The 24,099-nt window shown below is 64.5% G+C and carries 22 protein-coding genes; 9 read left to right on the forward strand and 13 right to left on the reverse strand.

Features of this window, described 5'->3' with window-relative positions:
* Positions 1–11: 11 nt before the first annotated feature.
* The 6 genes from ATF69_RS13700 to ATF69_RS13725 form a co-directional block, all read right to left on the reverse strand.
* On the reverse strand, positions 12–1,088 hold the full coding sequence (locus tag ATF69_RS13700) for an ABC transporter permease subunit (RefSeq protein ID WP_056061055.1): 1,077 nt from the start codon (positions 1,086–1,088) through the stop codon (positions 12–14).
* 13 nt (positions 1,089–1,101) lie between these two features.
* Entirely contained in the window at positions 1,102–2,031 is a 930-nt protein-coding gene (locus tag ATF69_RS13705) for a branched-chain amino acid ABC transporter permease (protein WP_056061051.1), read from the reverse strand.
* Between the two features lie 357 nt (positions 2,032–2,388).
* On the reverse strand, positions 2,389–3,744 hold the full coding sequence (locus ATF69_RS13710; protein WP_146871301.1) for a replication-associated recombination protein A: 1,356 nt from the start codon (positions 3,742–3,744) through the stop codon (positions 2,389–2,391).
* A 96-nt stretch (positions 3,745–3,840) separates the two neighbouring features.
* Entirely contained in the window at positions 3,841–4,473 is a 633-nt protein-coding gene (gene lolA / locus ATF69_RS13715; protein ID WP_055403072.1) for an outer membrane lipoprotein periplasmic chaperone LolA, read from the reverse strand.
* A 44-nt stretch (positions 4,474–4,517) separates the two neighbouring features.
* A complete protein-coding gene (locus ATF69_RS13720) occupies positions 4,518–6,854 on the reverse strand; it encodes a DNA translocase FtsK (protein ID WP_056061046.1) in 2,337 nt (778 codons plus the stop codon).
* 73 nt (positions 6,855–6,927) lie between these two features.
* Positions 6,928–7,605: a Crp/Fnr family transcriptional regulator gene (locus ATF69_RS13725; RefSeq protein WP_108498114.1), complete on the reverse strand. Its 678-nt coding sequence runs from the start codon at positions 7,603–7,605 to the stop codon at positions 6,928–6,930.
* A gap of 186 nt (positions 7,606–7,791) precedes the next feature.
* Here ATF69_RS13725 and trxB point away from each other — a divergent pair, with 186 nt between their 5' ends.
* From trxB to rpmG, 3 genes are all read left to right on the forward strand, one after another.
* Positions 7,792–8,745, forward strand: coding sequence for a thioredoxin-disulfide reductase (trxB, locus tag ATF69_RS13730; RefSeq protein WP_056061042.1), 954 nt, complete (start codon positions 7,792–7,794; stop codon positions 8,743–8,745).
* A gap of 181 nt (positions 8,746–8,926) precedes the next feature.
* Positions 8,927–9,160 (forward strand): 50S ribosomal protein L28, encoded by a 234-nt coding sequence (gene rpmB, locus ATF69_RS13735; RefSeq protein ID WP_010463481.1) that lies wholly within the window; start codon positions 8,927–8,929, stop codon positions 9,158–9,160.
* Positions 9,161–9,171: 11 nt separating this feature from the next.
* A complete protein-coding gene (rpmG, locus tag ATF69_RS13740; protein ID WP_008904999.1) occupies positions 9,172–9,342 on the forward strand; it encodes a 50S ribosomal protein L33 in 171 nt (56 codons plus the stop codon).
* Positions 9,343–9,593: 251 nt separating this feature from the next.
* Here the strand turns inward: rpmG and ATF69_RS13745 are convergent, their stop codons facing one another.
* The 3 genes from ATF69_RS13745 to ATF69_RS13755 all read right to left on the reverse strand — a co-directional run bounded on the left by ATF69_RS13745 (position 9,594) and on the right by ATF69_RS13755 (position 14,181).
* Entirely contained in the window at positions 9,594–10,808 is a 1,215-nt protein-coding gene (locus ATF69_RS13745; protein WP_056061039.1) for a DesA family fatty acid desaturase, read from the reverse strand.
* Between the two features lie 140 nt (positions 10,809–10,948).
* Positions 10,949–12,223, reverse strand: a complete 1,275-nt coding sequence (locus ATF69_RS13750; protein WP_146871302.1) for an RsmB/NOP family class I SAM-dependent RNA methyltransferase — start codon at positions 12,221–12,223, stop codon at positions 10,949–10,951.
* 104 nt (positions 12,224–12,327) lie between these two features.
* Positions 12,328–14,181, reverse strand: coding sequence for a M48 family metalloprotease (locus ATF69_RS13755; protein WP_146871303.1), 1,854 nt, complete (start codon positions 14,179–14,181; stop codon positions 12,328–12,330).
* Between the two features lie 66 nt (positions 14,182–14,247).
* Between ATF69_RS13755 and ATF69_RS13760 the strand changes: the two genes are divergently transcribed.
* Positions 14,248–14,502, forward strand: a complete 255-nt coding sequence (locus ATF69_RS13760; protein ID WP_146871304.1) for a DUF1653 domain-containing protein — start codon at positions 14,248–14,250, stop codon at positions 14,500–14,502.
* Between the two features lie 3 nt (positions 14,503–14,505).
* Here ATF69_RS13760 and ATF69_RS13765 read toward each other — a convergent pair whose 3' ends face one another.
* Both ATF69_RS13765 and ATF69_RS13770 read right to left on the reverse strand, forming a co-directional pair.
* The gene (locus tag ATF69_RS13765; RefSeq protein ID WP_146871305.1) at positions 14,506–15,576 is read right to left on the reverse strand and encodes an ATP-binding protein; all 1,071 of its coding nucleotides are present in this window, start codon (positions 15,574–15,576) and stop codon (positions 14,506–14,508) included.
* Positions 15,577–15,617: 41 nt separating this feature from the next.
* Positions 15,618–16,346 carry a response regulator gene (locus ATF69_RS13770; RefSeq protein WP_146871306.1) on the reverse strand — a complete coding sequence of 243 codons (729 nt, stop codon included), beginning with the start codon at positions 16,344–16,346 and terminating at the stop codon, positions 15,618–15,620.
* 240 nt (positions 16,347–16,586) lie between these two features.
* Between ATF69_RS13770 and xopAW the strand changes: the two genes are divergently transcribed.
* Positions 16,587–17,591 carry an EF-hand domain-containing protein gene (gene xopAW / locus ATF69_RS13775; RefSeq protein WP_146871307.1) on the forward strand — a complete coding sequence of 335 codons (1,005 nt, stop codon included), beginning with the start codon at positions 16,587–16,589 and terminating at the stop codon, positions 17,589–17,591.
* Between the two features lie 269 nt (positions 17,592–17,860).
* On the opposite strand, the gene purN is transcribed toward xopAW, so the two are convergent.
* Positions 17,861–18,442 carry a phosphoribosylglycinamide formyltransferase gene (gene purN, locus ATF69_RS13780; RefSeq protein ID WP_056061020.1) on the reverse strand — a complete coding sequence of 194 codons (582 nt, stop codon included), beginning with the start codon at positions 18,440–18,442 and terminating at the stop codon, positions 17,861–17,863.
* A gap of 283 nt (positions 18,443–18,725) precedes the next feature.
* On the opposite strand from purN, the gene ATF69_RS13785 reads away from it, so the two are divergent.
* From ATF69_RS13785 to ATF69_RS13800, 4 genes are all read left to right on the forward strand, one after another.
* Positions 18,726–19,427 carry a YceH family protein gene (locus ATF69_RS13785; RefSeq protein ID WP_146871308.1) on the forward strand — a complete coding sequence of 234 codons (702 nt, stop codon included), beginning with the start codon at positions 18,726–18,728 and terminating at the stop codon, positions 19,425–19,427.
* A gap of 47 nt (positions 19,428–19,474) precedes the next feature.
* Positions 19,475–20,656 (forward strand): acyl-CoA dehydrogenase family protein, encoded by a 1,182-nt coding sequence (locus ATF69_RS13790; protein ID WP_056061013.1) that lies wholly within the window; start codon positions 19,475–19,477, stop codon positions 20,654–20,656.
* 129 nt (positions 20,657–20,785) lie between these two features.
* Positions 20,786–21,901 carry an acyl-CoA dehydrogenase family protein gene (locus ATF69_RS13795; RefSeq protein WP_146871309.1) on the forward strand — a complete coding sequence of 372 codons (1,116 nt, stop codon included), beginning with the start codon at positions 20,786–20,788 and terminating at the stop codon, positions 21,899–21,901.
* A gap of 88 nt (positions 21,902–21,989) precedes the next feature.
* Entirely contained in the window at positions 21,990–23,384 is a 1,395-nt protein-coding gene (locus ATF69_RS13800; protein WP_208758730.1) for an alpha/beta fold hydrolase, read from the forward strand.
* Positions 23,385–23,514: 130 nt separating this feature from the next.
* On the opposite strand, the gene ATF69_RS13805 is transcribed toward ATF69_RS13800, so the two are convergent.
* The gene (locus ATF69_RS13805; RefSeq protein ID WP_146871310.1) at positions 23,515–24,054 is read right to left on the reverse strand and encodes a DUF3617 domain-containing protein; all 540 of its coding nucleotides are present in this window, start codon (positions 24,052–24,054) and stop codon (positions 23,515–23,517) included.
* Positions 24,055–24,099 lie beyond the last annotated feature (45 nt).

The raw sequence follows: 24,099 nt of genomic DNA on the forward strand, positions 1-24,099 counted from the left end.
TTCTGCGGTGTTCAGGTCTTCTGCGTGAGGCTCTTGCCATGGTCGGGCGCAGGCCACAGACCACGGGGACGCATCAGCATGATGATGATCATGGCCAGCGCGATCAGCAGCTGGCGCAGGATGGCGGAGTCCAGGCGACCGTCCGTCATGGCCTGCAGAGGGCCTGCCACATAGCGCAGCACTTCGGGCAGGGCCGACAGCAGCACGGCGCCCAGGATCACGCCAGGAATGTGGCCGATACCGCCCAGCACTACCATGGCGACGATCATGACCGACTCCATCAGGCTGAACGACTCGGGCGACACAAAGCCCTGGAACGCACCGAACATCGCACCCGACACGCCGCCGAACGAAGCCCCCATGCCGAAGGCCAGCAGCTTCATGTTGCGGGTGTTGATGCCCATCGCCTTGGCAGCGATTTCATCTTCACGGATGGCCATCCAGGCGCGGCCGATGCGCGAGTCCTGCAGGCGGTAGCAGATGATGATGGACACCACCACCAGGGTCAGGAACAGGTAGTAGTACAGGGTGACGGAATTGATGTCGAAACCGAACACCTCCAGTCGCTTGCCCAGGTCCAGGCCAAAGATCTTGACCGAGTCGATCTGGCCCAGGCCCTTGGGGCCGTTGGTCAGGTTGACCGGGTGGTCCAGGTTGTTCAGGAAGATGCGGATGATTTCGCCGAAGCCCAGCGTCACGATGGCCAGGTAGTCACCGCGCAGCTTCAGCGTGGGCGCCCCCAGCATGGCGCCAAAGAACGCCGCTAACAACGCCGCCACCGGTATCACGATCCACAGCGAGGTGTGCAGCCCGTTGGGGAACATGGCGGCAAACGCCGCAAAGTTGTCCGCCAGGTGCGGCGAAGCCATCAAGGCAAACAGGTAGGCGCCCACGGCGTAGAACGCCACGTAGCCCAGGTCCAGCAGGCCGGCGTAGCCCACCACGATGTTCAGGCCCAGGGCCAGCAGCACGTACAGCAGGGCCAGGTCGGCGATACGCACCCAGGCGTTGCCGAAGGATTGCAGGATCAGCGGCAGCACCAGCAGCGCGACGGCGCCGATGATCCAGTTGGTTTTGGTGTTCTTCATGGTGTGAGGCTCCTCAGGCGCGATCGGCCACACGCTCACCCAGCAGGCCCGAGGGGCGCAGCGTCAGGATGATGATGAGCACGATGAACGCAAAGATGTCGGTGTAGTGGCTGCCCAGCAAACCGCCCGTGAGCGTGCCGATGTAGCCGGAGCCGATGGCTTCGATGAGGCCCAGCAGGATGCCGCCCACCACCGCACCGGCCAGGTTACCGATACCGCCGAACACCGCCGCCGTGAAGGCCTTGAGCCCCGGCAGGAAGCCCATGGTGTGCTGCGCCGTGCCGTAGTTGGAGGCATACATGATGCCGGCGATGGCCGCCAGGATGGCGCCGATGATGAAGGTGGCCGAGATCACCATGTCGGGCTTCACGCCCATCAGGGAGGCCACGCGGGGGTTCTCCGCCGTGGCGCGCATGGCGCGGCCCAGGTTGGTGTGGTTGACCAGATAGACCAGGGAAGCCAGGGCCACCGCCGTCACCCCCAGGATCAGGATCTGGGTGGGAGTGATGTAGGCACCACCCAACTGGAACGGCGTGCTGGGCAGCAGCGTGGGATAGGGCTTGTAGTTGGGCTTCCAGATGATCATGGCCAGCGTCTGCAGCAGGATCGACATGCCGATGGCAGTGATCAGGGGGGCAAGACGGGGGCTGGTGCGCAGTGGCTTGTAGGCCACCTTTTCGATCACGAAGTTGAGCGTGGCAGCGACCACGCAGGCGATGAGCGTGGCCAGCAGCAGGATGACCCAACCCGGCGCGCCGGGCATGGCAGCCTGCATCATTCCAATACAGCTCCAGCTGGTGAGGGCGCCGATCATGAGCACCTCGCCATGGGCGAAATTGATGAGTTGAATAATGCCGTACACCATCGTGTAGCCCAAGGCTATCAAGGCGTACATGCTGCCGAGTACCAGACCGTTGATGATCTGTTGCAGCAAAATGTCCATAAGAGAAGTCCTTCGTTTGTGACGTACCCACCGCTTTGGCACCGGAATCGGTACAGCCTTGTGGGCCCGACTGCCATCTAGCAAAAAACCCGCCAGGAATGCAGCTGTGCGGGTTTGTGGACGGGATTGTAGCGAGTAGTCACAACCGCCCCAATCCAAGCCGGGCGGGGTTTTCCCTCGGGTTTTGGTCACATCAGCGCGCCACGCACTGCATAAGGAATTTTGATGCACGCAAGATAATTGATGTGCAAACTTATTACCTTGATCATGCAGAATCGGCATAAAGCAGGCTGCGCAGCACCTTGGGCCTGCCGCAGGACATGCGCGGCCACCTCGCCCCACCGAGCAGGTCTCGGATCAGGAGGCGGTGTCTGAATCCTGAAGGCCGGGAGTGGCTGCTGCGGCATTGCGTTCGCGCAGCTCACGCAGCTTCAGGGCAATCTTGATTTCGAGACCCCGCTCCACGGGCTGGTAGAAGCCAGGCTCTGGCATGCCTTCGGGCAGGTAGCTCTCCCCCGCCGCAAAGCCACCCTCTTCGTCGTGGGCGTAGCGGTAGCCCTTGCCGTAGTCGAGCTCTTTCATCAACTTGGTGGGCGCATTGCGCAGGTGCATGGGCACCGGGCGTGTGCCATCCTGTTTGACCCAGGCCCGCGCCGCGTTGTAGGCCTTGTAGACCGCGTTGGACTTGGGCGCCACCGCCAGGTACACCACGCATTCGGCCAGCGCCAGCTCGCCCTCAGGGCTACCCAGGCGCTCGTACACCTCGCTCGCGTCCAGTGCCAGGCGCAATGCGCGCGGGTCGGCCAGGCCCACGTCCTCGGCTGCCATGCGCACCAGCCGGCGCGCCATGTAGCGGGGGTCAGCACCGCCGTCGAGCATGCGCACCAGCCAGTACAACGCAGCGTCGGGGTCAGAGCCCCGCACCGATTTGTGCAACGCGCTGATGGTGTCGTAGAACTGCTCGCCGCCCTTGTCGTAGCGGCGCATGCGCTCGCCCAGCACCTTGAGCAGCCAGGCATCGGTGATCTCGGAAAGCTTCTCCTGCGCAGCCGCCATGGCCAGGGTTTCGAGCGTGTTGAGCAGGCGACGCGCGTCGCCATCGGCATAGGCCACCAAGCGGTCGATTGCTACACCTTCGATAGCAGGTAGCGCATCTTCCTCCTGCGCCAGGGCCACAATCTGCTTCAAATCTTGCTCAGACAGCGGCTGCAGCACGTAGACCGCCGCTCGCGACAGCAGCGCGGAATTCACCTCAAACGAAGGGTTCTCGGTGGTCGCGCCGACGAAGGTGAACAGACCTGATTCAACGTGTGGCAAGAACGCGTCTTGCTGACTCTTGTTGAAGCGGTGCACCTCGTCCACAAACACGATGGTGCGCTGCTGCATCAACCCATCGCGCGCGGCCTGGGCCTGCTCCACCGCCTCGCGAATGTCCTTGACCCCGCCCAACACGGCGCTGATGCTGATGAACTGCGCATCGAACGCATCAGCCATCAGGCGCGCAATGGTGGTTTTGCCCACTCCAGGTGGGCCCCACAGGATGCAGCTGTGCGGCCGGCCTGACTCGAAGGCCAGGCGCAGCGGCATGCCCGGGCCCAGCACATGCTGCTGCCCGATCACCTCGCCCAGCGTACGGGGCCGCAGGCGTTCTGCCAGGGGCTGATGGGCGGAGGGTTGTGCCGGAGAAGGGGCGGAGGCACCGCGTGCTGCCATGTTCGTATCCTGTCTACAGTACGCTGATTTTCAAGCCAAATTGGCTTCTAGCGCCTAAAAATCATGCGTTGGCAGCTATTGTTTCAAGAGCAGAAACTACTGCTTCACCACATCAGCCCCTGCCGGAGGCTTGAACTGGAACGTGCTGGCAGGCAGCGCCGCATTGGCCTGCATACCGGTAAAGCGAATCAGCGAGCGCTGGCCAAAGCTGTCCAGAATGTCCAGGGCCGCCAGCTGCTCGCCCGCAAAGCCCACACGCACGCTCTTGAGCTGGCCGTCCTTGGTCCTGGGGCTGGCCAGCACCCATTGCAGGCCATCCGCATCCGGCGAGGCCTCCAGCGTGAACTCGGCCTTCAGCGCCGACAGGTCCGGCGCGGACGCCAGCAGCGCAGCGGGCGTGCTACCCAGCGCCTGAGACTGCGAGCGCTGCGTGACCTGGTTCAGGTCCACGTCGTACAGCCACAAAGTCTGGCCGTCAGCCACGATGGTCTGCTCAAAAGGTTTTTTGTAGACGAACTTGAAGCGCCCGGGGCGCTGGAACTCAAAGCTGCCGCTCGATGTCTTGGTGCGCGCGGTCTGGCCGTCCTTGGGGGGCGAGGTCACAGTCTGGGTGAAGTCGGCCTTGCCCGTCTGCGTGCCCTTCATGAAGGATTCCAGGCTTTTCAGCCCGTCAGCGCTAGCCATGCTTGCCGCAGCAGCTATCAAAATTGCAGTAGCGATCTTTTTCAACAGAAACTCCTGTGGGGTAGGGTCCGGCCTTGCGGTCCGGCCGATCATTCGCTGCGGTTGGGTACCAGCACTTCACGCTGGCCGCTGGTGGTCAGGCCACTGACGAGTCCGGCCTTCTCCATGTCTTCCAGCAGCCGCGCCGAGCGGTTGTAGCCAATGCGCAGCTTGCGCTGCACGTAAGAGATGCTGGCCTTGCGGTCTTTGAGCACCACTTCGACGGCTTGGTCGTACATGGGGTCCTTCTCGCCCCCTTCGCCGCCACCGCCCTCCCCTGACAGATCACCCTCGCCATCCACAGTTCCACCTTCGAGCACGCCTTCTATGTAGTCCGGCTCCCCTTGTTCCTTGAGGTAACTGACGACACGGTGTACTTCTTCGTCCGACACGAAGGCGCCATGCACCCGGATCGGCAGGCCCGTGCCGCTGGCCATGTAGAGCATGTCGCCCATGCCCAGCAACGCCTCGGCACCCATCTGGTCGAGGATGGTGCGGCTGTCGATCTTGGAGCCCACCGAGAACGCGATTCGGGTGGGGATGTTGGCCTTGATCAGGCCGGTGATCACATCCACGCTGGGGCGCTGGGTGGCCAGGATCAGGTGGATGCCGGCCGCGCGCGCCTTTTGCGCCAGGCGGGCGATCAGTTCTTCGATCTTCTTGCCCACGACCATCATCAGGTCGGCCAGCTCGTCGATGATGACCACGATGTGCGGCAGGCGCTGCAGCGGCTCGGGCTCCTCGGGTGTGAGGCTGAAGGGGTTGTAGATGAACTCTTCCTTGGCCTTGGCCTCGTCGATCTTGGTGTTGTAGCCCGCCAGGTTGCGAACGCCCAGCTTGGACATGAGCTTGTAGCGGCGTTCCATCTCGGCCACGCACCAGTTCAGGCCATGGGCCGCCTGCTTCATGTCGGTGACCACGGGCGCCAGCAGGTGCGGAATGCCTTCGTAGACCGACATTTCCAGCATCTTGGGGTCGATCATCAACAGACGCACATCGCGCGCCTCGGCCTTGTACAGCAGCGAGAGGATCATCGCGTTGATCCCCACCGACTTGCCCGAGCCCGTGGTACCGGCCACCAGCACGTGCGGCATCTTGGCGAGGTCTGCCACTACCGGGTTGCCCACGATGTCCTTGCCCAGGCCCATGGTGAGCATGCTCTTGGCCTCGTGGTAGACCTGCGATCCCAGGATTTCGGACAGGCGGATGGACTGCCGCTTGGCGTTGGGCAGTTCCAGCGCCATGTAGTTCTTGCCGGGGATGGTCTCCACCACGCGGATCGACACGAGGCTGAGCGAGCGCGCCAGGTCCTTGGCCAGTCCCACGATCTGCGAACCCTTCACGCCCGTGGCGGGTTCGATCTCGTAGCGTGTGATCACCGGGCCGGGCATGGCCGCGACCACGCGCACTTCCACGCCAAAGTCCTTGAGTTTTTTCTCAATGAGTCGGCTGGTCATCTCCAGCGTCTCGGGGGCTACGGTTTCCTGGCGCTGCAGAGGGCCGTCCAGCAGGTCCACCAGCGGCAGCTTGCTGTCGGGCATCTCGGTGAACAGGGGCTTCTGGCGCTCTTTCACCACACGGGTGCTCTGTGGCACATCCACCAGAATCGGCTCGATGATTTGCACGGGCTCTGGGTGGTGCACCTCGCTTTCGGTGCGCTCCTCCAACACCACCACTTCGCGCTCGCGAGCCGCCTTGCGGCCCACGGCGACGTCCTTGGCCACCTCGCGTTTTGCCAGGCGCGCCTGTACCAGCGCATCAAGGCGCCCTCCGAGAAACTCCGCCACATGGCCCCACGAGAAGCGGAACACCAGCGCCGCCCCCGCCACAGCCAGAACGATCGCCAACAAGCCGGAGCCCGTAAATCCCAGCCACTTCACGCCAGCTGGCCCCACCAGGTACCCCAGCACGCCACCCGCATGTCCAGGCAGGAACGATTCAAACCGGTACAAACGCGACCATTCCAGCGCCGTGCTGGAACACATCAGCACCACCAGTCCACCCCAGAACGTGGCCCGGCGCACAAGAGGGCTGGCGGCGCCCGCCACCACTTCGCCCCCGCGCATCCAGCGCGCCAGCGACGACAGCCAGGCCCGCACGCCAGCCGCCACACACCACCACACTGAAAACCCCAGCGCAAAGTAGCTGCCATCGGCCAGCCAGGCGCCGAAGCGCCCCGCCCAGTTGGCAACGGAGCGCGCGTCGCGGGCGCCCGAGGTGGACCAGGCCGCATCCTGGGCCGAATAGCTGACCAGCGCCAGCAGCCAGAAAACCAGGGCCAGCAAGCCCACCACCAGGGCGATTTCGTGGCCAAAACGGGCGGCGCCCGTGCGGGGCGGCGACTTGGCCGCCGCCGATGCATTCAGGGTATTGAGGGAATAGGTCATAAACGTGCAGGGTGAGCTTACCCCATGCGTTGCGCTGGGCGCACCTCCCGGCGCAGGGTCCGCCCCCCGGATTTCAGCCCAGCGCGTTCAGCCGGTCCTTGAGCAGGGTAGCCCCGCTGGGCAGCGCCTCGATGAAGCCGCGCTCCTCCAGGTCTTTCATCACGCGGCTGACCATTTCGCGGGAAGCTCCCACCATCTTGGCCAGGTCCTGGCGGGAGATTTTGTCCTTGATCAGCAGCTGCCCCTGCGCATCGGGCACCGCAAAGTCCAGCAAGGCATGGGCCACACGGCCGTACACATCCAGTAACGCGAGTGACTCAATCTTGCGATCGGCATGGCGCAGCCGCTTGACCAACCCGCGCATCACCACCAAAGACATGGACGCGTTCTCGGTGAGACAACGCGCAAACTCCGCACGTCCCAGCATCAGCACGTCGGTCTGCACCTCGGCACGCACCGTGGCCGAGTGGGGTTCGTTGTCGATGATGCTCATCTCGCCCAGGTAATCGCCCTGGGCGAGGGTGGCCAGGATCACCTCACGCCCCCGGCTGTCCGAGGTCATGACCCGGGCGCGCCCTGTGAGCAGGATGTACAGGGCATTGGACTTTTGCCCCTGCTCCACCAGCGCCTCGCCCCGCTTGAAGCGGCGTTTGATCACTGCGCCGCTGATCACCTCGGCCTGCGCCACCGTCAGCAGCGAAAACAAAGGTACCCGGCGCAGCAGGTCGAGGTTGGACAACATCGTGGACATGCAAACATCTCCTTTCAGGGGTGCGACCCAACCGGAGCCGCAACGGGTTATCAATGGGTTCTTACAATCACCGTGATTGAAAACGGGGCCACTCTCGCGAGCGGACGCCGGTTGATACTCGGCGGCTCAACCCCCAGCTTTCCCAACAGCGCCCCATGTAGCGGGCGCAAAACACAGGCTTTTACCATGTCCACCACCCAACACGCGAAAGTTCTGATCCTCGGCTCGGGCCCTGCGGGCTACACCGCAGCGGTTTATGCCGCCCGTGCCAACCTGAACCCGGTGCTGATCACCGGCATGGCCCAGGGTGGCCAGCTGATGACCACCACCGAGGTGGACAACTGGCCTGCCGACGTGCACGGCGTGCAGGGACCAGAGCTGATGCAGCGTTTTCTGGAGCACGCAGAACGCTTCAAGACCCAGATCATCTTCGACCACATCAACAAGGTCGATTTCAGCAAGCGGCCCTTCACACTTACCGGCGACAGCGGTACCTACACCTGCGACGCATTGATTCTGGCCACTGGCGCATCGGCCAAATACCTGGGCCTGCCTTCGGAAGAAGCCTTCATGGGCAAGGGCGTGTCCGGCTGCGCGACCTGTGACGGCTTCTTCTACCGCGAGCAGGATGTCTGCGTGGTCGGTGGCGGCAATACGGCGGTGGAGGAAGCGCTGTACCTGTCGAACATCGCCCGCAAGGTCACCCTGGTGCACCGCCGCGACAAGTTCAAGGCCGAACCTATTCTGGTGGACAAGCTCAACGAGAAAGTCGCAGCGGGCAAGATCGAACTCAAGTTGTTCCACACCCTGGACGAGGTGCTGGGCGACAACACGGGCGTGACCGGTATCCGCATCAAGAGCACGAAGGACGGCAGCACGGAAGACATCAAGCTGCAAGGTTGCTTCATCGCCATCGGCCACGCGCCCAACACCGAGATCTTCCAGGGACAGCTGGAGATGGAAAACGGCTACATCATTACCCAGGGTGGGCTCAAGGGTTTTGCCACACAGACCAGCGTGCCCGGCGTGTTTGCCGCAGGCGACGTGCAGGACCATGTGTACCGCCAGGCCATCACCAGCGCGGGCACCGGCTGCATGGCCGCGCTGGACGCCCAGCGCTTCCTCGAACAAGAGTCTTGATGAAAAAATGAGCCGCAGGTTATAATCTGCGGCTTTGCTGAATTCGGCCCGTTTTTGCGGTCCTCCGAAACCGGCAAATCGGGTTACCGCCACCCTTTCTGGCGAGGTGAGGCCGCAAGCCAACCTGGGCACACAGCCCAGGGCTCAGCGAACGGCCGTTAATCAGTATCGGAGTGTCCTCATGGCACGCGTCTGCGACGTAACGGGCAAGAAGCCCATGACGGGGAACAATGTTTCCCACGCCAACAACAAAACCAAGCGCCGGTTCCTGCCGAACCTGCAATACCGCCGTTTCTGGGTCGAGACCGAAAACCGTTGGGTGCGCCTGCGTGTTTCGAGCGCTGCCCTGCGTTTGATCGACAAGAACGGTATCGACTCGGTGCTCGCAGACCTGCGTGCCCGTGGCCAGGCTTAAGGAGTAGCACCATGGCAAGCAAAGGCGGACGCGACAAGATCAAGCTGGAATCCACTGCGGGTACCGGTCACTTCTACACCACGACCAAGAACAAGAAGACCATGCCCGAGAAGATGCTGATCATGAAATTTGATCCCAAGGCTCGCAAGCATGTGGAATACAAGGAAATGAAGCTGAAGTAATTCAGTCTCTTTCTTGTCATCCCAAAAGCCGCCCGGCATTCAGCCTGGCGGCTTTTTTCATGGCTGCAATCCATGCAGCCCGATGACTACAGCACCGCCTCCCGCCATCGACGACTTGTTCACCACCAACTTCGAGCGCCAGCAGGTCCACAGCCAACAAAAAACCGCTGAGGGCACAAAGCCCTGCAGCGGTTTATGGGGAGGTGCGCCATGGTCAGGGGTCCGACCGACAGCGCCACCAAGGCACTACATCAGGCCCGTGCAGCGCGCAGACTGATGGAGAACTCGCGCAGAGTGGCAATACCGCTCTCCTCGGCACGACGGCACCAGGCCTGCAAGTCGGCAGTGAGTTGCTCACGGGATTGCGAGGTATTGAGCCACAGCTGACGCAGTTCTTCGCGCATGGTCACCATCTTGTCCAGGGCCGGATGCGCAGCGCGGGCCTGAGCCAACTGGGGCAAGGCCCCCGCCGGCACCTTCTCGGCATCGCGATGCAGCCAGCGCTTGGCGGCCTTGAGCACCGATACATCGGCCTGACGGGCCTGCAGCGCGGCAATCTCATCCTTGCACGCCTTGCGCACACCGCGCGCATAGCCCGCCATCACTTCATAGCGGTTGGCGATCAAGGCCTCCAGCGTCTTTTCATCAGCCACCGGCTTGACATCGCCCAGTTGCAACTTGGGTGGCACCTTCTTCACGGTAGCCCAGCCGATTTTCTTCATGAGGCTGATGTACACCCAGCCAATGTCAAATTCATACGGCTTGACCGAGAACTTGGCCGACGTGGGGTAGGTGTGGTGGTTGTTGTGCAGCTCTTCGCCGCCAATGATGATGCCCCAGGGCGACAGGTTGGTGCTGGCGTCCTGCGCCTCAAAGTTGCGGTAGCCCCAGTAGTGGCCCACACCATTGACCACCCCTGCTGCCCAGAACGGAATCCAGAGCATCTGCACCGCCCACACCGCGGCGCCGAGGGCGCCGAAGAGGGCCAGGTTCAGGATGAGCATGAGGCCCACGCCTTGCCAGCCGTAGCGGGTGTACACATTGCGCTCCATCCAGTCATCGGGCGTGCCGTGGCCGAACTTCTTGATGGTTTCCATGTTCTTGGACTCGGCGCGGTACAGCTCGGCGCCGCGCCACATCACGGTGTCCAGCCCGCGGGTCTGGGGGCTGTGGGGGTCATCCACGGTTTCACACTTGGCGTGGTGCTTGCGGTGGATGGCCACCCATTCCTTGGTCACCATGCCGGTACCAATCCACAGCCAGAAGCGGAAGAAATGCGAGGGGATGGCATGCAGGTCCAGCGCGCGGTGTGCCTGCGCGCGGTGCAGGAAGATCGTGACCGCAGCGATGGTGATGTGGGTCGTGGCAAGGGTGTACAACACGATCTGCCACCAGGACAGGTTCCACAACCCATTTCCCAGCCAGTCAATGGCGGCGTTCAGTACAGCCCAGTCGGGTAACAGCATATTCACAAAAACCTTACTACAGAGAACCCGCTCACCAACGAAACAGGTCATTAATTTTAGAGGGCCCGTTTCTGAACGGATCAGGGGAATCCACAGTATTTACGCTGGTTTAGGGTGTTTAGAGCCCTACCTCCAGCGTTTCAGTCCTTTTTGGCCCAGATGGCGGCAAAAAACCCGTCGGTCTGATGCAGATGGGGCCATAAGCGCAAATAACCACTGCCCGATGCACCCCCGCTGCGCAAACCCTTGGCCCCCTCGACCTTGAGCTGCTCCAGCAGTTCACCAGCATCCAGCAGCTGGAAGTCGGGGTGTGTTGCGCTGAAGGCCTCGGCAATGGCCTCGTTTTCTTGCGGCAGGATGCTGCAGGTGGCATACACCAGACGGCCGCCCGGCTTGAGCAGGCGGGCTGCGCTGTCCAGGATGGCCGTCTGCTTGGCCACCAGCTCCTCGATGGCCTTGGGCGACTGGCGCCATTTGAGGTCGGGGTTGCGCCGCAGGGTGCCCAGGCCCGAGCAAGGCGCGTCCACGAGGACGCGGTCGATCTTGCCCGCCAGGCGCTTGACGCGGTCGTCGCGCTCGTGGGCGATGGCGGCGGGGTGCACGTTCGACAGGCCGCTGCGGGCCAGGCGGGGCTTGAGCGCATCCAGGCGGTGAGCTGACACGTCGAACGCGTACAGGCGCCCGGTACTGCGCATGCTCGCACCAATGGCCAGTGTCTTACCCCCTGCACCAGCGCAGAAGTCCACCACCATCTCGCCACGCTTGGCGTCGAGCAGCAGGGCAAGCAGCTGTGAGCCCTCGTCCTGCACCTCGATGGCGCCCCGCGTGAAGGCATCGAGCTTGGTCAGCGCGGGCTTGTCGTCAATGCGCAGGCCCCAGGGTGAATACGGTGTGGGATGCGCCTTGATGCCAGCTTTGGCCAACTCCTTTTGCACATCGGCGCGCTTGTCCTTGAGGGCATTGACGCGCAAATCCAGGGGGGCGCTCTGGGCCAGACTTTCCACCAGCGGCCAGAAGCCATCGCCCAGCTGGTCCTTCAGGGGCTTGACCATCCATTCGGGCAGGTTGTGGCGATGGCGCTCCATCAGGTCATCGACCGTGACCGCATCGCACTGGTCCAGCCAGTTTTTCTCCTGGTCGGTCAACGCACTCTTGAGGAAATCGCGCGGGCCATAGAAACCCAGGATGGCCAGGCGGCGCTCCTTGGGACCCGAGCCTGACGGGGCCATGTGGTCAAACAGGAGCTTCTTGCGCAGAACGGTGTAAACCGTTTCAGCCAGCGTGGCGCGCTCGCGCGGCCCCAGGCCCCGGTTGTCGCGGAAGAAACGCGACACCACCGCGTCGGCGGGGTGTTCAAACGTGAGGGTGAGCCTGACCAGTTCGGCGCAGGCGTCGAGAAGAACTTTGGGATGCATCCTGCGATTGTCCCATTCCCTGCCAACCTGGCGACATCGCCCCCACCCGCCCAGTGCGGGAGCCAAACCTCAACGGCCAAGTCGCTCCATGCACGGCCTGGGCGTCAACGGGTATAGATCGGCTCGAACGCCGAGCGCTCGATCTGCTGCAGCGTCGGTGACTCGCCCGCCCACAGCACCAGCGCCGGCCCCGGCAGACTCAGGTTGCGCTCCAGCGCGCGGCACAGGTGATAGCGGCTTTCATCGTCCATGCCCGGCAGCTCGACAAACACCAGGTAGGCCCTGCGCTGGGGGTACTCGCGCAGGTTCTTGCGCACCAGCCAGCAGCGGGCCAGAGGAGCGCAGCGGGCCAGTTCGGACTGCAGTTCGGCCAGCTCGAAGGAGCTGAGGTCGTGCCGCACGATCTGGCTGAAGAACGAGGTGCCCGACAGCTCTTCCCAGGCCCGCTCTTCGGATTCTTGCGCGCGTTCCAGCCGCTTGCGCCACTGCTTGAAGGCGGCTGCATCGTGGTCCAGCCCCAGGCGTGGGGTCTCCAGCTCGGCCAATGCCATGCGCGCGGCCCAGTAGCGGTCGCTGCTGCCTGTTTCCCACAACCGGTGCAGCAGCTGGAGCTTGCCCTCCCGATCATCGTCCGCCAAGCAAGGCACCAGTCCACGCAGCGCAGCGGGGTATTCGGGGCTGCGCTGCAGTGCCAGCTCGTACAGGGCGCGCACATCGGCATGCGGATCCAGGTGGCGCTTGAGGCGGGCCAGTTCCACCAGGTCGGCCGCACTGCTCTGTGCCGTCGATGCCCCCAGGGCCTCGGCGCGTGCGCGCACGCGCCCCAGCCAGGCGTGGTGCTGCTTCCATTCGCTGGCATTGTCGCGGCACCATTGCTTGTCGAAATGTGCCACCCAGCGCTTGGCATCCGGCCCCAACAGGGCCAAAGCGTTGCCGCACGACCAGTCGGGCAACGTGGGCGTGGCATCCAGTGCCTCGATGCGGTCGCGCAGGCCGGGGTGGGTGTCGTCCAGATTGCTCAGGCGCTTGAGCGCCTGGCGCAAGGCGTCGTTGGCAAAGGCTGCATCGGGGGCCTTGGCCAGGGCACGGCGCATGCTGCGGTAAGGGCCCACCGGCAATGGATTGCCCGCCGCTGCGCACCAGTGGCTGCCCCAGAACTCTGCCTGCAGCCACGCGCCCCGGATCTCGATCTCGGCGAGGGCCGCAGCGGTCACGTCGCGACCCAGCAGCTTGCCAGCGATCCGGTCGGCTTCGTATTCATCCTGGCGGGCCAGCGCAAAGGTCTTGGCAGAGAAACGCGGAAAGTACCAGCGCATGAACAGCTGGGTGGCGGCAGCGACCGGGCCTTCATCGTCGGCCAGGCTGTGGTTCAAGCGCATCCACGACAGGCGCGTGCGGTAGATCCAAGCCGCAAAGCGGCCATGGTCGCCCCGCAGGTGGCCATACTCGTGCGCCAGCACCGCCAGGAACCGCGGCCGGTCAAGTGCCATCAACAGGGGCAGGCCAATGCTCAGGTGATTGACGGCGCCGCCCAGCAGCCCAAAACGCGGCAGTTGCTGGATGCTGGCATTGAACTCGTCGGTCAGCGTGACCTTGTGGATGGGGGGGCCCTTGATCTTGCGGCGGATGCGCGCCAGCGCTTCAAACAGGTCGGGGGCATCCAGCGCTGTGATCTCCACGCCCGGGGGCTCATCAAACCGCACCCACAGCGCACGCAGGCTCACCCACAGCAGCCCCCCTGCACCCAGCAGGGCCCACAGCATCGCGAAACGAAAGCGCCCCTGCAGCAACTGGGGCACCACCCACAGCAAAATACCCACGGCCAGTGCCATACACCCCAGCACCCATGCATAACCCAGGGCGGCAAACGCAGCCACACTGCGGCGGTATGCGCGACTGTTCTCGGCGCTGGCATGCTCGCTCATGCGCACCATGTGCACAAAATCTGCCTGATCCACGGGCGTCCCTCACTCTGGTTGATTTTTTTCAGCCGCCATCCTAACCATTCACGCCACCGCAACACCATGACCGACGACGACCTGCCAGAGCTCATCCGCACGCCACCCGGCCTGTACCGCCACTACAAGGGCATGCTCTATGAAGTGATCGACACCGTGCGCCACAGCGAGACGCTGGAGCCCATGACGCTGTACCGCGCACTGTATGGCCAGCGCGGCTTGTGGGTGCGGCCGGCCGCCATGTTTGAGGAGCAAGTGCTCATCGATGGCGTGCTGCGCCTCCGGTTTGAAAAATGGGAGGGCGAAGCTCCCACCGCCTGAGCCCTACTGATATCCGGCGACAGCGCGCGGAAACACCGCTGCCACCACCAGCCCACCGCCCGGTGCATTGCGCAGCGCCAGTCGGCCACCGTGGCGCCGCACGATGTCGCTGGCGATGGTGAGCCCCAGCCCCACCCCGCCGCTCTGGCGATTGCGCGAGGCCTCCACGCGGTAGAAGGGCTCCAAGACCCGGTCCAGCTCCTCGGGCGGCAAGCCCGGGCCGTGGTCGCGCACCTCGATGGTCAGGGCGTCTGCCACATCGTGCAGCGTGACCTCGGCGCTGCCGCCGTAGCGCACGGCATTGCCCACCAGGTTGTCCAGGCAACGCCGCAGTGCCACGGCCTGCACGCGCAAGGGGGCAGCCTGCCCCGCCACGGTGACGGCGTGGCCCATCGCCACCTGGTCGTCCGCCATGCTGTCCACCAGGGCCTGCACATCCAGATGCACCCAAGCCTCCGCACCCGCCACGCCGCGCAGGTAATCCATCGTGGAGGCAATCATGGCGTCCATTTCGGCAATGTCGCGCCGAAACAGCTGCTGCGCCTGGGCGTCGCCCAGGCTTTCGGTGCGCAGCCGCAGCCGCGTCAGGGGCGTGCGCAAGTCGTGCGACACCGCCGCCACAAAGCGGTCCCGCTCGGCCAGTTGCTGGCGGATGCGCGCCTGCATCTGGTTGAACACACGGCTGGCGTCGCGGCATTCCAGCGTGCCGTCCTCGGGCAACGGGGTGCGGTGGATGTCACGCCCCAGCTCCTGTGCGGCCGTGGCCAGCCGGCGCATGGGGCGTGACAGCCAGCGCGCAGCCCACCAAGCTGCAGCCACCAATGCGGCCAGGCGCACACTGATGTCCAGCAACAGGCCCAGCTGCAGCGACGGTGGTGCGTTCCACAAGCCTGGTGCGGGTCCCGGCGGCGGCAATGGGCGCCCATCGGCCGCCAATGCGTGCGGCGGCGGGCCGGGCGGGTGGCCTGGATGGGCAGGGCGCAGCTCGAACATCAGCGTCAGCGCCAGCACATGGCTCACGATGACGGCGGCGATGAGGAGCAGGGCGAGCCGGCCAAACAGGGTGTCAGGCATGCAGCGCTGGACTGCAGCGCGCAGCCGCGATTGCGTTGGCGTCAGTGGGGCCACCCTATCTGCCCTTGCAGCGACTGCACGTTGAACAGATACCCGGCACCGCGCACGGTGCGGATCATGGAGGGCGACCGCGGATCGTCCGCAAGCTTGCTGCGCAGGCGTGACACCAGCAGGTCGATGCTTCGCTCGAATGCATCCATGGCCCGGCCGCGGGCCTGCTCCATGAGCTGGTCGCGGCTGAAAACGCGGCGCGGCATGCGCAAAAAGGTGCACAGCAAACGGAACTCGGCATTCGACAAGGGCACCACCATGCCCCCGGGCGACACCAGATGCCGCTCCAGGCTGTGCAGCGTCCAGCCATCAAACCGCACCACTTCATCAGGCCCTTGCCGCACAGGTGCCTCGGCGCCGCGCGTGCGGCGCAGCACGGTCTGGATGCGGGCTACCAGCTCACGCGGCTCGAAGGGTTTGCCCATGTAATCGTCCGCGCCCATCTCCAGCCCCAGCACGCAGTCATACGGGTTGGCGCGCGCAGTGAGCATGATGATGGGCACCCGCGAGCGCTCACGCAGCTCCCTTGCCAGCGTGATCCCGTCGGTGCCGGGCAGCATCACATCCAGCACCACCAGGCCGATGGGCTGGGCGGCCATCTGGGCGCGCATCGTCTGCGCGTCACAGGCCGCGTGGGCGACATAGCCAAAGCGGGTCAGGTAGTCGGTGAGGAGTGTGGTGATCTCGACATCGTCGTCCACCACCAGGATGTGTTGCATGGGCAGGCACAGGCACAAAAGAACGCACCAAGTTTAGGGAGGCTGCGCACCCTGCGCGGGGCAATCTGGCGGGCCTTTGCCCCCCTGTTCATGCCTTGCATCTGCTCTTTGTATCGGCCTTGGTACAAAGCGGACAAACCCTGGAGACACGCGCACCCAAGAATGGGATCGGGCCATGGCTGAGGGCTTCCGCAGTGGAGGGCCCGGCACCGGTCCACCTTTGGAACGAAAGGAACAACGATGACGACCATCAGTAGCGTCAGCAGTGCCTGGTCCAGTGCGAGCGTGCAGCGGGCATCGCGCCCGGGGCCTTCGCCGGAGCGGCTGCTGTCCAAGATCGATACCGACGGTAGCGGCGGCGTGAGCGACACCGAATTGCAGGGCCTGCTGGACGACGTGGCGAAGAAAACCGGCGCCAGCAGCCAGACCAGCGCGGCCGACCTGGTGAAGCAATACGACGCCAACGGCGACGGCAGCCTGAACGCCGACGAGCTGGGCAAGACTCTGCAAAGCGTGCTGCCACCGCCTCCTTCCACCATGGCGTTTGCCCAATCGCGCGGTGGCGAAGGCAGCAGTTCGGCCACCAGCGCCACCGGCCAGGCGGGTGACGACCTGTTTGGCAAAGTGGACAGCGACGGCGATGGCGCCGTGAGCAAGACCGAGCTGCAGGCCCTGCTGAAGGCCATGTCCGGCGGCACCGCCAGCCAGACCGGCGTGAGCAGCGACGACGTGTTCAGCCAGCTGGATACCGATGGTGATGGCAGCCTGACGCAGGCCGAGTTCGATGCGGGTCGCCCCTCGGGCCCCGGCGCGGGTGCCGATGGCATGCAGGCCATGGGCGGCATGCCGCCGCCTCCGGGTGGTCCGAGGGGTGCAGGTGGCGCTGGCGCCGCATCCGACAGCAGCTCGGCGACCAGCTACGACCCCCTGGACACCAACGAGGATGGCGTGGTCTCGGCCGCCGAGCGCGTGGCGGGCGGAACCAGTACAGCCGAGCAGGACGCCATCACCTCGCTGTTCAACGCCATCGACACCGACGGCGATGCCAGCATCAGCGCCAGCGAGTCGCAGGCGTTCATCGACCAGCTGACCAGTCAGGTGCAGTCCACCACCAGCACCAGCACCGAGTCCACCGGCCGCAACGACCTGGCGCGGCTGGCCGACTTTGCGCGGCAGCAGTACGAACGCACCGCCAGCGACTGGCGCACGGCGTCGAACACCAGCAGTCTGAGCGCCGTGGCCTGACAAGGTGTGAACGATCCGGCGGCGCCCTCCGGGCACCCCTGATTTCTGGCCGCACAGTGCGATTCGCCCGTCAGTTGACGAGCTGTGCGAGCCAGAAACCGGCCCCGGGGCTGGTGGGTGGGTCCTGGGACACGAAATCTGATCCAAATCGGCCAGATGCGCTAGTGCATCATGCCTTGATAGCTATAAATTTAGTAGCGCCAACCCTGTCAACGTGGGAGCGGTGGGCACCCCACGCGCCCGGCCTGCCTCGCCCCGACCTCACCCCCCTACAGGGAGCGCACCAGCGCCCGCACGGCGCGGGGGTAGATCACATGCTCCTGGGTCAGCACCCGGGCGGCCAGCGTCTCGGCGGTGTCGCCCGGCAGCACCGGCACCACGGCCTGGTCCAGGATGGGGCCCACATCCAGCTCGGCCGTCACCTGGTGCACCGTCACGCCCGCAAACTTGCAGCCCGCGTCGATGGCGCGCTGGTGCGTGTGCAGCCCGGTAAAGGCCGGCAACAGCGAAGGGTGGATATTGATGAGCCGCCCGGCGTAGTGCGCCACAAACCCTGGCGTCAGGATGCGCATGAACCCCGCCAGCACCACCAGGGCAGGCTGGTGGCGGTCGATGGTGGCCGCCAGCTCGGCATCAAAAGCCTCGCGGCTGGCAAAGGCCTTGTGGTCCAGCGCCTCGGCGGCGATGCCCTGCTCGCGCGCAAACACCAGCCCGGCGGCCTCCGGTTTGTTGCTGATGACAGCCGCCACGCGGGCGCCGTAGCGCTGCTCCCAGCGCTCCTGCTGTGCCGTGCGGACGATGGTGGCCATGTTGGAGCCGCCGCCAGAGATCAGAATGACGATGTTCTTCATAAATTGCCACGGATTATCTAGGAGGCTGTCGAGCATGGGGTTGGCTCTGCGCCACCGCCTGGGGGTGCCAGGCAAGGCGCGGGTGAGGCCGTGTGGCCCAGCCACACAACGAACCCGCAACGCAGCATGGCGGCCCCAGGCGGCGGCCCGAAGGGTTGTGCGACATAGCACGCAGGCGGCGTTGCCCATGCTCGCTGCACAGCCAGTGCAGCTTGCGCTGGGCGCCTAGCCTGCATACTCTGTCGCACAACGCAGCGCCAACCCCAAGCCCGACAGCCTCCTCATGCCCTTCGACCCCACCACCCGTCCCCTGACACCCAACGAAGCCCGCGTGCTCGCCACCCTGATGGAAAAGGCGCGCACCGTGCCCGACAGCTACCCCATGTCGCTCAACGGCCTGGTCACCGGCTGCAACCAGAAAACCAGCCGCGACCCGGTGATGAACCTGAGTGACGCCGAGGCGCAGGAGGCGCTGGATTCGCTCAAACTGCTGACGCTGGCGTTTGAGAGCAGCGGCAACCGCACCACACGCTGGGAGCACAACTTTCAGCGTGGCGTGGGCGTGCCCGAGCAGTCGGCCGTGCTGCTGGGCTTGCTGATGTTGCGCGGCCCGCAGACGGCGGGTGAGCTGCGCATCAACGCTGAGCGCTGGTACCGGTTTGCGGACATTTCGTCGGTCGAAGCCTTTCTGGACGAGTTGCAGGAGCGCAGTGCCGAAAAGGGTGGCCCGCTGGTCGTGCAGCTACCCCGCGCTCCCGGCGCGCGCGAGCAACGCTGGGCGCATTTGATGTGCGGACCGGTGGACACCACCGCCAGCCATGCGCACGCAGGCAGTGCGGGCGCCAGCCCATCGCCCGCACTGCAGGCCCGTGTGGACGCCCTGGAGGCCGAAGTGGCAAACCTGCGCAACACCGTGCAGCGCCTGTGCGCCGAGCTGGGCATTTCCCCTGAGTTCAGTCCAATGTCGCCACCCGGACAGGAATAAAACGAACGACCGTGCTACAAATGCAGCATCACTAGGAGACGCACCGCATGGATCTCGCATTCACCCCCGAAGAGCAGGCCTTTCGCGAAGAGATTCGCGCTTGGGTTCACGCCAATCTGCCCAAAGAAATCTCTCACAAGGTCCACAACGCCTTGCGCCTGACCCGCGAAGACATGCAGGGCTGGGCCAAGATTCTGGGCAAAAAAGGCTGGCTGGGCTTTGGCTGGCCCAAAGAGTTTGGCGGCCCGGGCTGGACCGCCGTGCAAAAGCACCTTTTTGAAGAAGAGTGTGCGCTGGCCGGTGCGCCCCGCATCATCCCCTTCGGCCCCGTGATGGTGGCCCCGGTGATCATGGCGTTCGGCAACGCCGAGCAGCAAAAGCGCTTTTTGCCCGGGATCGCCAGCGGCGAAGTCTGGTGGAGCCAGGGCTATAGCGAACCTGGTTCGGGCTCGGACCTGGCCAGCGTCAAGACGCGCGCAGAGCGCGTGGGCGACAAGTACATCGTCAACGGCCAAAAGACCTGGACCACCCTGGGCCAGCATGGCGACTGGATGTTCAACCTGGTGCGCACCAGCACCGAGGGCAAGCCCCAGACCGGCATCTCCTTCCTGCTGCTGGACATGAAGTCCAAAGGCGTGACCGTGCGCCCCATCAAGCTGCTGGACGGCGAGTGCGAGGTGAACGAAGTGTTCTTCGACAACGTCGAAGTGCCTGCCGAGAACCTGATCGGCGAAGAGAACAAGGGCTGGACCTACGCCAAGCACCTGCTGAGCCACGAGCGCACCAACATAGCCGACGTGAACCGCAGCAAGCGCGAACTGGAACGCCTGAAGCGCATCGCCAAGACCGAAGGCGTATGGGACGACCTGCGCTTCCGGGACCAGATCGCCCTGCTCGAAGTGGACATCGTCGCCCTGGAAATGCTGGTGCTGCGCGTGCTGTCCGCCGAGAAGTCGGGCAAGAACTCGCTCGACATCGCGGGCCTGCTCAAGATCAAGGGCAGCGAGATCCAGCAACGCTACGCCGAGCTGATGATGCTGGCCGCCGGCCCCTTTGCCATGCCCTTCATCGAAGAAGCTATGGAAGCTGGCTGGCAAGGCAATTTCCCCGGCGGCGTCACCGCCAACGCGCCGCTGGCATCCACCTACTTCAACCTGCGCAAGACAACCATCTACGGTGGCTCCAACGAAGTGCAGCGCAACATCGTGGCGCAGACCGTTCTGGGCTGACGCCCAGTACGGTCCGCGCCTTGCGCGACAGGACTGCTCCCCCGTGCCCCCTCCGGGAGGGGGTTCCCGATAGAGCTTCGCTGGTTGTTGAGGGCGCCACGGCGCCACAACCGGCACAAGGAGAGACAAATGGATTTCGATTTTTCTGACGACCAGGAACAACTGCGCGACGCCGTGCGCAAGTGGGTGGACAAGGGCTACACGTTTGAGCGCCGCCGCGCTGCCGTGGCCGCGGGCGGTTTTGACCGCGCCGCCTGGGGCGAATTGGCCGAGCTGGGCCTGACCGCCCTCACCGTGCCCGAAGCGCATGACGGCATGGGCCAGGGCGCCATTGATGCGATGGTCGTGGCCGAAGAACTGGGCCGCGGCATTGTGCTGGAGCCGATTGCCCAAGCCTTCATTGCCAGCAGCGTGCTGTCGCACTACGCACCGGCCGACGTACAAGGCGCCTGGCTGCCCCGCGTGGCCAGCGGCGAAGCCCTGGTGGTGCTGGCCCAGCAGGAGCGCAAGGCGCGCTACCGCCTGGACGTTTGCGATGCAAAAGCGGTCAAAGCGCAATCAGGATATGCGGTAACAGCTATCAAAAGCGTAGTGCCCGCTGGCGACAAGGCCGACGCCTTCATCGTGCCTGCGCAACTCGACGGCAAGATCGCCCTCTTCCTGGTCGAGCGCACGGCCAGCGGCGTGACCACGCAGGGCTACGTCACGCAAGACGGCAGCCGCGCCGCCGAGGTGCTGCTGGCCAACGCGCCTGCCACGCTCATCACCACCGACGGCCTGGCCGCGCGGGAACTGGCCGTGGACACCGGCATTGCCGCCGCCTGCGCCGAAGCCGTGGGCGTGATGGACAAGACCGTGGCCATCACGGTCGAATACATGAACCAGCGCAAGCAGTTTGGCGTGTTCATTGCCAGCTTCCAGGCGCTGCGCCACCGCGTGGCCGACATGAAGATGCAGCTGGAGCTGGCCCGCTCGATGAGCTACTACGCCAGCCTGAAGCTGGGCGCCCCCGCCGCCGAACGCCGTGCCGCCATGGCCCGCGCCAAGGTGCAGCTGGGCCAGTCGATGCGCTTTGTCGGACAGCAAGCGGTGCAACTGCACGGTGGCATTGGCGTGACGGACGAATACATCGTGAGCCACTACTTCAAGAAGCTCACGCAGCTGGAAGTGACTTTTGGCGACACGCTGCACCATCTGGGCGAAGTGTCCGCCCGCATGCAAGACACGGCGGGCGTGTTTGCCTGATGTGAACTGACGCAGGCGCGTAACACCCGCAAACGATGCTCGTGGATTCCCCAGTCCACGGGCATTTTTTCTTTTTGGAGACTCCCCCATGAATCACGCATTCCTGTTGCCACGCCGATCCCTCTTGCTGGCAGCCGCTGCGGCCGCCGGTCTGGCGCTGGCAGGCTGCGCCACCCAGAGCCCCAGCCTGGCAGAAGCACCGCCCATCGTCTTTGTGCATGGCAACGGCGACACCGCCGCGCTGTGGCAGACCACCGTCTGGCGGTTTGAGTCCAACGGCTGGCCCCGCGAGCGACTGCACGCCATCGACGTGCCTTACCCCCTGTCGCGCGATGAGGACGCCAAGCCCCAGCCGGGCCGCACCTCGGCAGCAGAGCACATGGCCTACCTCAAGGCCGAAGTGGACAAGGTGCTCAAAGCCACGGGCGCCCGCCAGGTCGTGCTGGTCGGCAACTCGCGCGGCGGCAATGCCATCCGCAACTACATCTACAACGGGGGCGGCGACAAGACGGTGAGCCACGCGATCCTCGGCGGCACACCCAACCACGGCGTGTGGGCGATACCGGGGTTCCGAGAAGGCAACGAGTTCTCTGGCACAGGCCCCTTCCTCAAAGCGCTGAATGCCCCCAAGAACGCGGCGGGCGACGAGGTGAGCGGCCCCGTGAAATGGATGACCATCCGCTCGGACAACAACGACAAGTTCGCCCAGCCCGACGGCCTGTGGATCGGCCAGAAAGGCACGCCCACCAACGTGACCGCCACCGGCCCCGAACTCAAGGGTGCCACCAACGTGGTGATTCCGCGCATCGACCACCGCGAGACTTCGTACTCCCCCGTTGCGTTTGAAGCCACCTACCGCTTCATCACCGGCAAGGCCCCCGCACGCACCGAGATCGCTGCGGAGAAATCCGTAGTGATCAACGGCAAAGTCACGGGCCTGGGGGTGGACTCTGCCGACCCCAAGACCGGCAACTTCAGCAACAACCTGCCCCTGGCGGGTGCCCAGCTGGAGGTGTACGCCACTGACTCCGCCACTGGTACTCGCACGGGCCATCCGCTGCTGCGAAAGACAGTGGGTGCAGATGGCCAATGGGGTCCACTGACGGTTTCACCCGGCGCACCCATCGAGTTCGTGATCACCGCGCCTGGATATGCCACCACCCACATCTACCGCAGCGGCTTTCCGCGCAGTAGTGGCCTCATCCATCTGCGCGCAGAACGCATGGCCGATGCCGACAAGGGCGCCGAGAGCGTCGTGACCTTGACCCGCCCGCGCGGCTACCTGGACCCGGCGCGCGACAAGATGCTGCTGGATGGTGCAGTGCCTGCGGGCGTGCCCGCTGGCGCCGGCGTGGCATCTGCCAAGGTCAAGCCCGCAGGGGGCGTGCGCAGCATTGCGGGCGAATTCAACGGGGAACGGGTGGTGGGGCAGACTTGGCCTGCTGCGCAAGGCCACGTCGTCATGCTGGAAGTCAGCCAATAAAAGCAAAAAGCAGCCCGCAGGGGCTGCCTCCAAAAGACTGAATGGGCAACACACCCATTGCCCACCGCCTGGCTGCCGACAGGCCCTTCATTCAAGCAACCAAGTGTGTGGCAAGGGGAGCCAGGCACATTCAGTGTTTGTGTCCCTTGTGGTCGTGATGGTCCTGACGCTCCTCTGCGCGCCTGCGATCATCGACCACGTTCACCGTGACACCGTTGGGCAAGAGCATGTCGCCGGGCCGCATCGCTGCGCGGCACTCACCCAGCCACCGCCCTTCAAACACCTTGGGCGGTGGTGTTTGGGAGGCCATGCTGGGGTATCGAGTTTCCAGACGCCCTTCATAGCGTGACGTCAGGTCACCCTTCAACTCCATGACGGTATCCACGCGCTGTTCGTGCACATGGCAGGCGGTGCGAATGCGATGTCCTTTTTCCTTGAGCCGCGCAACACCAGGCTTGCCGCAGTTTTCTTGCCCCGGCGCAATCGACATCAACGTCAGCGCATCGCTTGCGCGGTCCGTGCACTGCAATACTTTAAGCACCGCAGTATCTGCAGCACCCTCGGGGCGGATAGATACCTCCCAGAGTCCTGCCTTGCGTGTGGGCAGAGTCTGCGCCCACGCGGCCTGATTCACAACAACAGCCAGGGCCAAGATGGCGAAAGTTTTCATACTTGCATCCGAGTGCGCTGCGGACAGACCAAAAACCAAATGCCC

It is taken from the genome of Acidovorax delafieldii (assembly GCF_007993815.1).
GTDB lineage: Bacteria > Pseudomonadota > Gammaproteobacteria > Burkholderiales > Burkholderiaceae_C > Acidovorax > Acidovorax delafieldii.

Coding starts and splice junctions, on each gene's coding strand:
- ATF69_RS13700 (WP_056061055.1), bottom strand. CDS start 1,088: ATGAAGAACACCAAAACCAACTGGATCATCGGCGCCGTCGCGCTGCTG.
- ATF69_RS13705 (WP_056061051.1), bottom strand. CDS start 2,031: ATGGACATTTTGCTGCAACAGATCATCAACGGTCTGGTACTCGGCAGC.
- ATF69_RS13710 (WP_146871301.1), bottom strand. CDS start 3,744: ATGGCAGCACGCGGTGCCTCCGCCCCTTCTCCGGCACAACCCTCCGCC.
- ATF69_RS13720 (WP_056061046.1), bottom strand. CDS start 6,854: ATGACCTATTCCCTCAATACCCTGAATGCATCGGCGGCGGCCAAGTCG.
- ATF69_RS13725 (WP_108498114.1), bottom strand. CDS start 7,605: ATGTCCACGATGTTGTCCAACCTCGACCTGCTGCGCCGGGTACCTTTG.
- trxB (WP_056061042.1), top strand. CDS start 7,792: ATGTCCACCACCCAACACGCGAAAGTTCTGATCCTCGGCTCGGGCCCT.
- rpmB (WP_010463481.1), top strand. CDS start 8,927: ATGGCACGCGTCTGCGACGTAACGGGCAAGAAGCCCATGACGGGGAAC.
- rpmG (WP_008904999.1), top strand. CDS start 9,172: ATGGCAAGCAAAGGCGGACGCGACAAGATCAAGCTGGAATCCACTGCG.
- ATF69_RS13745 (WP_056061039.1), bottom strand. CDS start 10,808: ATGCTGTTACCCGACTGGGCTGTACTGAACGCCGCCATTGACTGGCTG.
- ATF69_RS13750 (WP_146871302.1), bottom strand. CDS start 12,223: ATGCATCCCAAAGTTCTTCTCGACGCCTGCGCCGAACTGGTCAGGCTC.
- ATF69_RS13760 (WP_146871304.1), top strand. CDS start 14,248: ATGACCGACGACGACCTGCCAGAGCTCATCCGCACGCCACCCGGCCTG.
- ATF69_RS13765 (WP_146871305.1), bottom strand. CDS start 15,576: ATGCCTGACACCCTGTTTGGCCGGCTCGCCCTGCTCCTCATCGCCGCC.
- ATF69_RS13770 (WP_146871306.1), bottom strand. CDS start 16,346: ATGCAACACATCCTGGTGGTGGACGACGATGTCGAGATCACCACACTC.
- xopAW (WP_146871307.1), top strand. CDS start 16,587: ATGACGACCATCAGTAGCGTCAGCAGTGCCTGGTCCAGTGCGAGCGTG.
- purN (WP_056061020.1), bottom strand. CDS start 18,442: ATGAAGAACATCGTCATTCTGATCTCTGGCGGCGGCTCCAACATGGCC.
- ATF69_RS13785 (WP_146871308.1), top strand. CDS start 18,726: ATGCCCTTCGACCCCACCACCCGTCCCCTGACACCCAACGAAGCCCGC.
- ATF69_RS13790 (WP_056061013.1), top strand. CDS start 19,475: ATGGATCTCGCATTCACCCCCGAAGAGCAGGCCTTTCGCGAAGAGATT.
- ATF69_RS13795 (WP_146871309.1), top strand. CDS start 20,786: ATGGATTTCGATTTTTCTGACGACCAGGAACAACTGCGCGACGCCGTG.
- ATF69_RS13800 (WP_208758730.1), top strand. CDS start 21,990: ATGAATCACGCATTCCTGTTGCCACGCCGATCCCTCTTGCTGGCAGCC.
- ATF69_RS13805 (WP_146871310.1), bottom strand. CDS start 24,054: ATGAAAACTTTCGCCATCTTGGCCCTGGCTGTTGTTGTGAATCAGGCC.